Source organism: Planktothricoides raciborskii GIHE-MW2 (assembly GCF_040564635.1).
GTDB lineage: Bacteria > Cyanobacteriota > Cyanobacteriia > Cyanobacteriales > Laspinemataceae > Planktothricoides > Planktothricoides raciborskii.
In genome coordinates this window covers 3,666,877-3,679,124 of record NZ_CP159837.1, presented here as the reverse complement: position 1 = coordinate 3,679,124, position 12,248 = coordinate 3,666,877, and the positions used below count along the sequence as shown (strand labels likewise).

Annotated in this window: 10 protein-coding genes and 1 other RNA gene; 8 read left to right on the top strand and 3 right to left on the bottom strand. The window is 42.4% G+C overall.

The features are described 5' to 3' along the window. Nucleotides 1–36: 36 nt before the first annotated feature. On the top strand, nt 37–288 hold the full coding sequence (locus ABWT76_RS15545; protein WP_197285193.1) for a hypothetical protein: 252 nt from the start codon (nt 37–39) through the stop codon (nt 286–288). A 58-nt stretch (nt 289–346) separates the two neighbouring features. Here the strand turns inward: ABWT76_RS15545 and ABWT76_RS15540 are convergent, their stop codons facing one another. Further along, nucleotides 347–670, bottom strand: a complete 324-nt coding sequence (locus ABWT76_RS15540; protein ID WP_190877568.1) for a hypothetical protein — start codon at nt 668–670, stop codon at nt 347–349. Between the two features lie 313 nt (nt 671–983). Beyond that, nucleotides 984–1,184, bottom strand: a complete 201-nt coding sequence (locus ABWT76_RS15535) for a hypothetical protein (protein WP_354634582.1) — start codon at nt 1,182–1,184, stop codon at nt 984–986. A 208-nt stretch (nt 1,185–1,392) separates the two neighbouring features. Between ABWT76_RS15535 and ABWT76_RS15530 the strand changes: the two genes are divergently transcribed. Together ABWT76_RS15530 and ABWT76_RS15525 are read left to right on the top strand one after the other, a co-directional pair. Continuing rightward, nucleotides 1,393–2,268, top strand: coding sequence for an S-methyl-5'-thioadenosine phosphorylase (locus ABWT76_RS15530; RefSeq protein ID WP_054464374.1), 876 nt, complete (start codon nt 1,393–1,395; stop codon nt 2,266–2,268). Nucleotides 2,269–2,718: 450 nt separating this feature from the next. Further along, on the top strand, nt 2,719–3,453 hold the full coding sequence (locus ABWT76_RS15525) for a 2-phosphosulfolactate phosphatase family protein (protein WP_354634581.1): 735 nt from the start codon (nt 2,719–2,721) through the stop codon (nt 3,451–3,453). A 154-nt stretch (nt 3,454–3,607) separates the two neighbouring features. On the opposite strand, the gene ABWT76_RS15520 is transcribed toward ABWT76_RS15525, so the two are convergent. Further along, the gene (locus tag ABWT76_RS15520; protein WP_082348707.1) at nt 3,608–4,951 is read right to left on the bottom strand and encodes a lipid-A-disaccharide synthase-related protein; all 1,344 of its coding nucleotides are present in this window, start codon (nt 4,949–4,951) and stop codon (nt 3,608–3,610) included. A 325-nt stretch (nt 4,952–5,276) separates the two neighbouring features. Between ABWT76_RS15520 and ssrA the strand changes: the two genes are divergently transcribed. From ssrA to ABWT76_RS15495, 5 genes are all read left to right on the top strand, one after another. Further along, nucleotides 5,277–5,668: a transfer-messenger RNA gene (ssrA, locus tag ABWT76_RS15515) on the top strand. A gap of 226 nt (nt 5,669–5,894) precedes the next feature. Continuing rightward, nucleotides 5,895–6,425 carry an adenylyl-sulfate kinase gene (gene cysC / locus ABWT76_RS15510; RefSeq protein WP_354634580.1) on the top strand — a complete coding sequence of 177 codons (531 nt, stop codon included), beginning with the start codon at nt 5,895–5,897 and terminating at the stop codon, nt 6,423–6,425. A 495-nt stretch (nt 6,426–6,920) separates the two neighbouring features. Continuing rightward, nucleotides 6,921–8,390 (top strand): methyl-accepting chemotaxis protein, encoded by a 1,470-nt coding sequence (locus tag ABWT76_RS15505; RefSeq protein ID WP_354634579.1) that lies wholly within the window; start codon nt 6,921–6,923, stop codon nt 8,388–8,390. A gap of 321 nt (nt 8,391–8,711) precedes the next feature. Then, on the top strand, nt 8,712–9,464 hold the full coding sequence (locus ABWT76_RS15500; RefSeq protein ID WP_354634578.1) for a chemotaxis protein CheW: 753 nt from the start codon (nt 8,712–8,714) through the stop codon (nt 9,462–9,464). Further along, complete coding sequence (locus tag ABWT76_RS15495) at nt 9,461–11,962, top strand: hybrid sensor histidine kinase/response regulator (protein ID WP_354634577.1); 2,502 nt, start codon at nt 9,461–9,463, stop codon at nt 11,960–11,962. The genes ABWT76_RS15500 and ABWT76_RS15495 overlap by 4 nt, the downstream gene beginning before the upstream one ends. The last annotated feature ends 286 nt before the right edge of the window (nt 11,963–12,248 follow it).

Sequence of the window (12,248 nt, the reverse complement as noted above, 5' to 3'; positions counted from 1 at the left end):
CCCGCCGATAGGCTGTGGATTCCCGCCTGCGCGGGAATGACAGTTTTTCTTCTAATGGGGTCTGTGGTGCATTTATTTCTGCCAGTCTACTTAGAAGCACAATTAAAAGCAATTGCCAAGCAAACCAACAAAACCGAACAAGAACTTATTATCGAGGCAATTACAAAACATCTTCAAGAACTAAATCAATCCCAAAATTGCTACGATCTGGCTTTACAACTAGGGGTCATTGGCAGGGCTGAAAACCTTCCCGCCGATCTCAGCACTAACCCCAATTATTTAGAATGATTTGGCCAATTGTTTTTCAAAATGGCGGTTAAAATATTCGTATCCAACAAATAGTCCATTACCAAGTTCTCCTGACATCTTTAACAGCAGCTTCATATTCGGCAATTTGTTCGGGAGTCCAATCATCAAACAAATGAGACAAGGCTTCTAACCCTAAAACGCTTCTGATTTTCGCCGTTAAAGTTTCATCGGACATATTTTCTAATTGCTCGGCGGAAAAATTTTTGCTAAACGCATCAACCATGACCTCGATCATTTCATCCCGATTCAAATTCTCAAACAATGTATCAGTCGAGAGAAAATGCTCCACAATCGGATTTACTCGATGTTTGAACATTTCTTTAGTTTCATTGGTGATTCCCCAGTTATTTGTTGACACCATATAATTAACTCCTTTTCTTTGTCAGACTGAATGTATTGTTACTATTGTAGCCAATTCATAATCAAATTACATTGGTTGTTGGGTAGGGATTCTTTGGGTAGGGATTCTTTGGGTAGGGATTCTTTGGTTGGTTGGTTGTTGGGTAGGGATTCTTTGGGTAGGGATTCTTTGGGTAGGGATTCTTTGGTTGTTAGTTGTTAGTTGTTTGTTCCTCTGCTCCTCTGCTCCTCTGCCGACGGCGGGCTCCTCTGCTCCCCTGCTCCTCTGCTCCTCGTGACATAATTTTTTATCTGACAAACCGGGCTGGTTTGGCTTAAAGCACTTTCAAAAAACCACTATTTACTGCATCAAATACTCGATCAATTTGATATTTTTCCTCTGGACTAATCGATTCTTTGGCAAACAATGCTGACATCAGGAGATGTTGGTCATTCCTGGTAATTTTTTTCCATCTAAAGATCCGGTTGACGATGCTGTCCACTGAAGTTCTGGATATGTTGTTAGTTCCTGGCATATAGAATCCCTCTCAAGTCTATATGACAACTTTATCTTTCTATTCTTAAAGATTTTATAAAGATTCAGAAGCGATCGCGCTCATGGAAGTATTGTGATATTTTCTAGCAAACTTAGTGACAAAAATCACTGACACCATGTATTAACTGAGCAAATTTCCTATACAATAACCAAGTATGTTGGTAAAAATTTGGTGACAGGGATTACTCATGGCACAAGCAAAAATTGGCATTATTGGTGGTAGCGGGCTGTACAAAATGGATGGCCTGACAGAAGTAGAAGAAATCAAAATTGATACTCCTTTCGGCGATCCTTCTGATGTACTCATTGTGGGCACATTAGAGCAAACTCGTGTGGCTTTTTTAGCGCGGCATGGCCGTCACCATACTTTTTTACCTTCGGAAGTTCCCTACCGGGCTAATATTTATGCCATGAAAAGTTTAGGGGTGGAGTATTTAATCTCCGCATCAGCGGTCGGTTCCCTGAAAAAAAAGGTGAAGCCATTGGATATGGTCGTCCCGGATCAGTTTATCGATCGCACCAAAAATCGGATTGCCACTTTCTTCGGGGATGGGATTGTGGCTCACATTGCTTTTGCGGATCCAGTTTGCGGCCATCTGGCTAAAATTATTGGCGATGCGGTAGCTAGTTTAAACTTACCCGATGTCACCCTGCATCGTGGGGGCACTTATGTCTGTATGGAAGGGCCGGCATTTTCCACCAAAGCTGAATCGCATCTTTATCGGAGTTGGGATGCCACGATTATCGGCATGACTAATTTAACCGAAGCCAAATTAGCGCGGGAAGCGGAAATCGCTTATGCCACCTTAGCCTTAGTCACGGATTACGATTGCTGGCACCCAGACCACGATAGTGTCACAGTAGATATGGTTATTGGCAATTTGCAACGCAATGCGGTGAATGCTCAAAAAGTGATTCAAGAAACAGTCAGACGTTTACAAGCAAATCCGCCCATTTCTGAGGCGCATTCGGCCTTGAAATATGCAATTTTAACCCCTTTAAATCACGCACCAGCAGCCACCAAGGAAAAGTTAGCCTTGTTATTAAGTAAATATTTCGCTTGAAAATTTTGCTGATTATTGGTTATTGGTTGTTGGTTATTGGTGGGTAGGGATTTTTTTGTTGGTTATTGGTTGTTGGTTATTTGACCAAACAATCAATCAATAATTATTGATCGCTAAATGTAGGGTGGGCAAGAATTTGCCCACCCTACGATCGCTGAGTCAAATTCGCAAATCCGCATCAAAATTAAAAAAAGTTATAAAACCTATAAGAAAAAAAACGCTGTCTTATTGGCAATTGGCGAAGTTTTTTTCTTAAACTCGCAGCACTTAGCCTCTGCCGTAGCCGCTCTCGTGGCGAATCCCGTAGCGCCGCCAACCGCAACAGGAGTGGGGTCTGTTTCTACCTGTGGGAAAAAATATTCCTCAAGATAAAAAAATCATTGCTTTTGATGGCACACAAACCAATAGAATGTTATTCCGACTGGATAAAACAATAAGTGAAGCCAAACAGTGAAGTTATATATTTACCATACTCCTGAATTAACTCCGAGCGATCGCGTCCCAGATTGTGCGATCGCTGTTGATGTTTTACGGGCTACCAGTACGATGGCAACGGCCTTGAATGCGGGCGCCGAAGCCGTGCAAGTTTTCAGTGATATAAATGAGTTGATGCAAGTCAGTGAAGCTTGGCCTGCCCACAAGCGGCTGCGGGCTGGGGAACGCGGGGGCGCTCAGGTAGAAGGTTGCGACATGGGCAACTCTCCCTTTGATTGCACTCCAGAACGGGTGAAAGAATCCCGCTTATTTATCAGTACCACCAATGGCACCAGAGCCCTGCAATGCATTCAAAAAGCCCCCATTGTGCTGGCAGCGGCTTTAATTAATCGTCAGGCTGTGGTGGACTTTATTCTAGACCAAAAACCAGAAACAGTCTGGATTGTTGCATCAGGTTGGGAAGGCAGTTTTTCCCTGGAAGATACGGTTTGTGCGGGGGCGATCGCCCATAGTTTGATCGCAGCAACAGGTCTGAAAATTGGCGAATTCGCTGGCAATGATGAAGTGATTGGCGCGATCGCTCTTTATGAGCAATGGAAAGACGATCTCTTACAACTGATGCGTTTAGCTAGTCATGGTCAACGGCTGCTTAGACTGAATCGAGATGAAGACCTTAAATATTGCTGCGACATGGATATTTTAGATGTAGTTCCCATTCAAAAAGAACCAGGGGTATTAGTGAAAAATTAATATTTGTTGTTAGTTGTTGGTTGTTAGTTGTTGGTTGTTGGTTGTTGGTTGTTTGTTGTTGGTTGTTTGTCTAACGAATAAAGAATAACTAATAAATAATAACAAATAGCAAGTAGCCAATAATTAATAATTAATAACTAATAACTATTAACCATTAACCATTAACGGCGATCTGCTCCATTAAATAGCGGGCAATTCGATGGGCAGCCCCCGGTTCGCCCATCCGTCTTCGGCCATTTTGTCTAATTAATTCCAGGCGATCGGGGTCACGAAAAAGTTGCTGGACGGCGGCGCCCACCTGTGAGGGACGATTGACTAAAATTAATGATGCCCCCAGTAACCGGCTTTGGGCCTCGGCAAATGCGGGGGTAAATTGTGGACCCCGTCCGGAAATGGCGATCGCCGGTTTACCCAGACCGACAAATTGCTCCGTGGCAGTTCCTGCCATCGCGATCGCCAGGTCAGCTTTTTGCAGACAAGAGACAAAACTTTGCTGAGTTAAAATTAATGAAGTATTTTTTTGTTGGAAATAGAGGGCATTGGGGTCTTTAATCCCTAACTCAGTAATTCCTAACTCAGTTGCAGATGATGGCTGAGGTCTGGCTTGCAGGTTCCAGCCATAAATCTGGAGCACTTTTTGCAGAGGTTCTAAACTGACCCCAGGGGCGATCGCACCCAGCAAAATTATGGGGCGATCGCCTAATGCAGCCAGCAAATCCGTCACACCGGCCATAATTATTTCCCAATTCTCTGCTGCTTCCGGCGATCGCGACCCAGGCAGCAGCACCACCACCAAAGGTCTTTGACTTTCTTTCAATTCTGCGTTTAATACTTTTTTGGGATCATAAAATATCCCTGGGGGATTTTCTTCCTCCAAGTCATCCATCATCGGATTTCCCAAATTCAACGCGGGAATCGCGAATTTCTGTAAAGTTGTCGCCGTCAAAGTATCTCTGGGAAAAACTCCCTTACAACGTTTTTGCCGCATCAGCACCCGTTCCCACGGCAGATACACCGACCCAGACCAACTTTCCAACCGCTCAAACCAAGACTGACGGGGTAACAGACCCACTTCATCCCGCAAATAATATTCTGATTTCGCCGTCCCCACAAAAGCATAGTCAGCCCCACTTAACCAGGCAAACAACAGGGGCACAATATCTCCCACCGCTAAAATAAATTTCTTTTCTGGCTTTTCTGGGGCAGAACCATCCTGAACCCAACTGCGAATCACTTTAATTTGCTCCCAAGTTAGTTTCAGCAAGCCACTTTGTAAATCTCCCCAAAGTTGCTGACCATCCATATAAATAAAACCACCAGAAGGCATCCGCTTCACCGGCCCGGCGATCGGCACTTGCTGGTTTTTGTACGCCAGTCCATCCCCGACCAAAGGCAAAGCCACGATTTCTGGGGGCTGCGGTTGCTGCTGAAGTTGCTTGATAATGCGAATTGCGATCGCATCCTCTCCATGACCATTACTTAAACACAGTAACTTCAATTTCAAATATCTCCATTTATCCTATTGTTGGTTGTTGGTTGTTGGTTATTTGTTCTTGGTTGTTGGTTGTTGGTTGTTTGTTGTTGGTTGTTCTTGGTTGTTTGTTCTTGGTTGTTTGTTCTTGGTTGTTTGTTGGTTGTTCTTGGTTAAATGCTCCTCTGCTCCCCCGCTCCTCTGCTCCTCTGCTCCCCCGCTCCCCCACACCCCACACGCCACACCGATGGCGGCCCCACAGCCCACACCGATGGCGGCCGATGGCGGCCCCACACCCCGCTCCCACGACTTCTTGACAATTGAGAATTTTTTATTATAATAGAAAGTGCTAGGGGCTGTTTTGGTTTCGACGGGAAATTGAAAGCTGGTCCTGTGATTCAGGCCGAGAGTGAGTCTCCTCTCGATAATCCAAGGCTCAAACAAAAAAGTAACTGCGAACAACATCGTTCCATTTGCTCGTAAAGCGGCCACTGTTGCTGCCTAATAACCTCTCATAGGTTCGAGCGTCTGTAGTTTGACTCCGTTAAGGACTATAGACCAACCCCCAACGGATGCTCTAACAAGATTACTCTGGTTGCTTGTTAGCTAAGACTTAACCATTGCATCCTATCATCCGGGATAATGGATGGTTCCCGCCTTGAGGATTAGAAAGGCTACGCCTGTGAACGAGTGGGAAGTTAATAGGTTTTTCGGAAAGCGGTTCGATTCCGCTCAGCTCCATTAACTATTAAATAAAGAAAAAAACCCGGTTTTTCCAAAAAAAAACCGGGTTTTTTTTGCCGATAATTAACCGGCAAAAATCTACCAGTAATCAGGGACTTAAAATCCCCGGGGACATCAACCTAGTCAGTCTTTACAAACTCTTCTAAAATCTTGGCTCAACAGGATGTTTTTTATTGCTATATTTTTATTGCTATATTCTTATTGCTATAGTTGGAGTCGAATAAAAATGAAACATCGCGGCGTCACAGTTTGGTTTACAGGGTTGAGTGGAGCCGGAAAAACCACCATTAGCGATCGGGTGGAACAATATCTCCGAGATAACCAATGCAAAATTGAGAGACTTGATGGTGATATCGTGCGGGAAAACCTGACCAAAGGATTGGGTTTTAGCAAGGAAGACCGAGATACCAATATTCGCCGCATTGGTTTTGTGGCACATCTGTTGACTCGTAATGGTGTGATTGTGCTGGTTTCGGTTATTTCCCCCTATCGGGCAATCCGACGAGAAGTTAAACAACAGATTGGCGATTTCGTTGAAGTTTTCGTCAATGCGCCCTTGGCTGAGTGTGAAAAGCGCGATGTCAAAGGACTCTACAAAAAAGCACGGGCTGGGGAAATTAAACACTTTACGGGGATTGACGATCCTTATGAGGTTCCAGAAAATGCTGATGTTGAGTGTCGCACGGACATAGAAACTGTAGATGAATGTGTCAATAAGGTTTTGCAAAAGCTTAAAGACGATGGCTATATTGAATAGTTACAACCCATCGCTCAAGTAGCAAAACCCATATCAGCAGTGTATCAGGTTTTCTATGCCCTTGGGCGGACTGGGTTCTTATCACCACGGGTTAAAACCCGTGGTCGATGGATTAAATCTGAGTTAATTTAATCCATCCTTTTTTTGCCCAGCGCGATCGCTTAAAATAAAATTATATTGTGTTATATTTTGTCAAAATTTATTAATTTATTTCTGTATCCCCGTGGCAGTTTTGACAAAATCCTTCCTCACCCCTAACCCCGATCAAGCAATTGGGATAGGGATACTCATATAGTCTATGAATACAATGGACAATATGGTGGGACTGCTATAACGCAACCGCAGATGTATTATCATACTTCAAAGACTCGATTAGCAATGACAGAATTAAAACACAGAATTAAAATAAATTAGCTAGAAAATATGTTTAACAAATCTATTGGAAACAACCGGAGTTTTTGGGGATTTTCCATTCCCATTTTCTTGCTGATAACTTTGAGCCTCACTGTATATGTAAAGTCGCAAAACTCCTTAAAGTTTGAGCAAGAGACAAAACTGACCACGAATACCCTGTTAGAAGTGAACGATTTTATGATTGAGATGGGCAGATTAGCGCGAAACGCCCGCAGCTATGTTCTGTTACCCGATCGCAAATATCATGGCCAAATTTATCAAGAAACCGCTAATTTATTTCCGGAAAAAATTAGCAAAGTTAAAAATATACATTTAGCCATAAATAGTGCTAAAGAAGAAAACAAAAAACAGTTTTTGTTAATCAATCTTATCCAACAAGCAGAAACTTTGTTTAATGATTGTGAAACGGCGCGAAAATTGTTGGAAGAAAACAAAGTGCTTGAATCTAGGGAGATCGTCGAAAATTTAAATTTGACGGCAATTGAGAATATTCAAAAACAGTTAATGGCAGAAATTGCCAACAATTACGCAATAAATCAACGTAAATTTGCCGGGGCAAATGAATCGATGCTTGGGGTTTTAGTGTTGGCTACAGCTTTATCGATCGCGATTAGCATCATTCTGAGCCTGGTAATAAATTTGCTGCGAAAAAATCAAAGAGAAAAATTATTTGCTCTACCGGAAAAGATATCCGATGGTAGTTTAAGTCGTTCTGGAGAAAAATCCCTAAACTATAGAAGCGATCGCGATGAAAGTAGGCAATTACTTGACAGCTTTGAAGCAATGACAGATCGGCTAAGTTCTTTGATTGTGCAAATGCAAACTTCAGCAATGCAAATCACCAGTTACAGTAGAGAAATTGTCACAGTTAGAAATCAATTAGAAGCCCCGCAAATGGAAGATATGCCATCGAATTATCAAGTGGTACAAATCGCCGAAAAAATGGCCTTGAACTGTGAACAAGTATCTCAAGCCCTTGATCAAGTCACCGCGATATATCAGGACATGGCTAATACAGTCACGAATGGTAAAGAAAATTTGGCCAGCGTCGAAGAAAATATGCATCAATTAGCCAATTATACGAATTCTATCGCTTCAAGAATGGGAACAATTACCGAAAAATCTAATAATATTAGTAGAGTGATGACAACGATTTCCCAGGTGGCCGATCGCGCCAATTTACTCTCACTAAATGCGGCCATTGAAACAGAAAAATCCGGGGAATATGGGGCAGGTTTTGCCGCGATCGGGCGAGAAATTCGCCAACTGGCTGACCAAACCGCCGTTGCCACTTTAGACATTGAGCTTATGGTCAAAGATATGCAAACTGCGGTGTCTAATGAAGTCACAGAAATCGATAAATTTAGCCAAGAATTGAGTCTAAGCCTCAAAGGGGTGCATAATGTTAGTCAACAATTAGCGGCGATTATTTCCCAAATTCAACATCTAACTCCGCGTTTTCAACTGGTTAGTCAAGGAATGGCCAATCAAACTCAAGCTGCAACTCAAATTAATCAGGCGATTTCTTCGAGTTATCTGGGAGTGAAGTAAGTTATAAAGAGTGCAAATATTGCCGCTGCTAGTGCTGCTAGTTAATAATTACAAGCAATGGCTATTGCTTAATTGGCTATTTGGTGATGTGGATGCATATTTTTTGTCCAATCACGAATAAACAATAACCAATAAGTAGGTGAACATAATTAATTGCACTTTTCGTTCCCCGCCGATAGGCTGTGGATTCCCGCCTGCGCGGGAATGACAGTTTTTCTCCCGATCTGGTCTGTGGTGCATTTATTTCTGCCCACCTACTTAAATGACAATCAACAAGGAATAACCAATCACCAATAACGAATCACCTAACGAATCACCATAATGAGTAAAGATTGCTGGAATCAGATCGGAGTGATGGGTAATTGCACTTGTCCAGAACTAGAACAGTTGATTCATTGTCGCAATTGTCCAGTATATTTGGCGGCTAATCCGCGTTTAGTTGAACATGAGGCAACCGGGGAGGATCGCGATTCCCTTTCGGAATCCGCTATCGCGAATCGCGGAACAAACCCACTCCCACCAGAAACTAAAGAAGTACCACTTGACTCAGACGGTGACACTTTAGCAAATGGTCTGACAACCCTAGACTCGTCGAATACTGTCTCGGTGTTGATTTTTCGCTTGGGAGTGGAATGGTTTGGTTTATCCGCTAAATTATTTAAAGAAGTGACACAAACCAAGAAAATTCATACCGTGCCCCACCGCAGTAATCAGATATTTCTCGGTGTTGTCAATGTGCGAGGGGAATTATTACTGTGTATTTCTCTGCGGCATTTGCTGGGCTTAGGAACGACTGATTCTCAGCTAAAAAATGCGGGTAAACCGACGCATTTAAGTCCGGTGGTTTATCAACGAATGATCGTGATGGCCAAAGATGGAAATAGCTGGGTGTTTCCGGCAGATGAAGTTTATGGAATCGAGCGATTGAATGCTCAAGAGTTGGAGAATACTGCCGCTGTTAATGCTAAATCTAATGGAGTCTATACCCAAGCACTGATGAAATGGAAAGATGGTTTAATTAATTTATTAGATGATGAGTTATTATTTTATACTTTAGAACGGAGGATTTTATGAGCGGTCAGCTTCAAGACTTATGTGATTTTTCTATGCTGGATTTATTCCGCATGGAATTAGAAAATCAATCGGTGAATTTTAATGAAAATTTATTGGCTCTAGAAAATAATCCCCACCATGCTAAAGCTTTAGAATCTTTGATGCGAGCGGCACATTCAATTAAAGGGGCGGCTCGCATTGTCCAATTAGATGTTGCTGTCACCATTGCTGATGTGATGGAGGAATGTTTTGTGGAGGCGATCGCCGGAAATATTCAGTTAGAACCAGCGGACATTAAATTGTTATTTCAAGGAGTGGAGTTAATCGATCGCATCAGCCAAGTTAAAGAACCGGAAATGGCAGATTGGTTGGCGGAAAATCAGGCAGAAATTAACCAGCAAAAGCAGGCGATCGCGGCGATTTTTAGAGGCAAATCATCAAATTCTCCCCCGGAGCAAATTTCTCCAGCTTCAAAAGTTCCAGAAATTACCCCGATCGCCGAAACACCCCGGAAAATAGAAAGTCAGATAGCGCCTCAGTCGGAAATTACCGATCCGAACGCTAATGCTATAGTGGAGGATTTACCAGAGACAGAGAATTGCTTGGAAACAGAAGATTTGCCAGAGGATCGATCCCCCATTGAAGCGAAAGAGGCGATCGCTTCTCCCAGTCAAACAACACCACAAATAGCGCCAAATTTGACCGGATCGACTAAATCGACTAAATCGGCGATCGGTCAGAACCGCGACGGTCAAGAGGTGACAGAACCCCCAGACCCAGTAGTAAAACTCATGGCGGAAAATCTAAATCGCTTAATGGGTTTAGCTGGAGAATCTTTGGTTGCATCAACTTGGTTAACACCCTTAGCTGATTCATTACTAATATTGAAAAAACAGCAGTTAGAATTATCAAAAATATTAACCACTTTAGAAAGACACTTAATAAGCAATTCAGCCAATAACTCGGCGATTACTTGTTTAAAAATAGCTAAAAAACAACAGCAACAATGCCAGCAAACCCTGAGCGATCGCCTGAATGAACTAGAACTATTTTCCCAACAATTTACTAACTTATCTGAGCGGCTGTACCAAGAAGTCATTGCCAGTAAAATGCAGCCATTTTCTGAAATATCAATGAGTTTTTCTTCATTGGTGCATGATTTAGCCAGCAAATTAGGCAAGCAAGTCAAAGTTGAAATCATTGGCAAGTCAACCCCAGTCGATATAGATATCTTAGCAAAATTAGCAACTCCCCTGAACCATATCCTGCAAAATGCCATTTTACACGGGATTGAATTGCCTGAAAAACGAGTAGCCCTGGGCAAATCACCGGAAGGTTTAATTAGATTAGCTGTGACCCATTCTGGCGGAATGTTATCGATTACGGTGACAGATGATGGCCGGGGGATAGACTTAGAAAAACTCCGCCTTATGATTGTCCAAAAAAATTTGGTTAATCCAGAAATAGCCAACCAAATGAACGAAGATGAGTTAATGGAATTTTTATTTTTACCTGAGTTGGCTAACTTCACCGAAACTAATGAAATTTCTGGTCGAAAGTTCGGCTTGGATATTGCTAAAAGCATGATAGAAGAATTGGGCGGAAAAATCCGGGCTTTTTCCTACCCTGGAACCGGGATGAAGTTTGATTTTCAATTACCTCTGACCCTGGCGGTGGTCAAAACTTTATTAGTCGAAATTTCTGGAGAAGCTTATGCTTTTCCCTTAACGCAAATCGAACAAATTGTCAAGCTGGATCGAACAAATATATCGAGGAAAGAAAATCAGCAATATTTTACCCTCAAGCAAGAAAATATTAGCTTAGTTTCTGCCTCTCAAGTATTAGAATTACCAGAAGCTACCTTGAGTTTGGATACATTGCCAGTGGTGACTATCGGCGATCGCTTTCACCGCTATGGGGTAGTGGTGGATCGGTTGATTGGCGATCGCGATTTAGTAGTCATCCCCTTAGACCCCAGATTAGGAAAAGTGCGTGATATTAGTGCGGCGGCTTTTCGGGAAGATGGATCGCCAGTTTTAATTTTAGATGTGGAAGATATGATCGGTTCCATCGATAGACTGATCGCCAGGGGACAGTTAAAGTTAATTAGAGAAACTCCAGCCCGTTCCCCAGAAAATCAGGTGAAAAAGGTCTTAGTCGTAGATGATTCCATTACAGTCCGACAAATGGAACGAAAACTCCTGGAAAAGCATGGCTACAAAGTGGAAGTAGCGGTAGATGGGATGGACGCTTGGAATGCCGTAAGAACCGCTGATTATGATTTAGTAATTACGGATTTTGATATGCCCAGAATGAATGGGATTGAGTTAACTGAGCAAATCAAAAATCATCCTAAATTACAATCAATTCCTATCATTATTATGTCTGAGAAAAACCGAGAAAAAGATCAAATCAGGGGATTTGAAGTTGGGGTTAACTATTATTTAAGCAAAAGCAGTTTTCACGATCAAACCCTTTTACAAGCGGTGATTTCCCTCATTGGGGACGCTAATAGCTAATGCCTAATAGTCTAATAGTTATATGGCGTTATATTGCTAGGAATCAATCAATGAATCGGAAAATGATCCCATTAGACTTCTTGCTTTGATCCCGTAGAAGATACCCCCCCAAGCCCCCCTATATCCCCCCTAAACCCCCTTAAAAAGGGGGGATATAGGGGGGGTTGAGAATTTTGCCAGAATTGTCTACTGAATACTTGTCAAAAACTAACTGGTGATGATATCTTCACTATATGTTCCAGGAAATGACAGTTTTACTGTGAAGTAAAGTCCGAACAAGTTACCT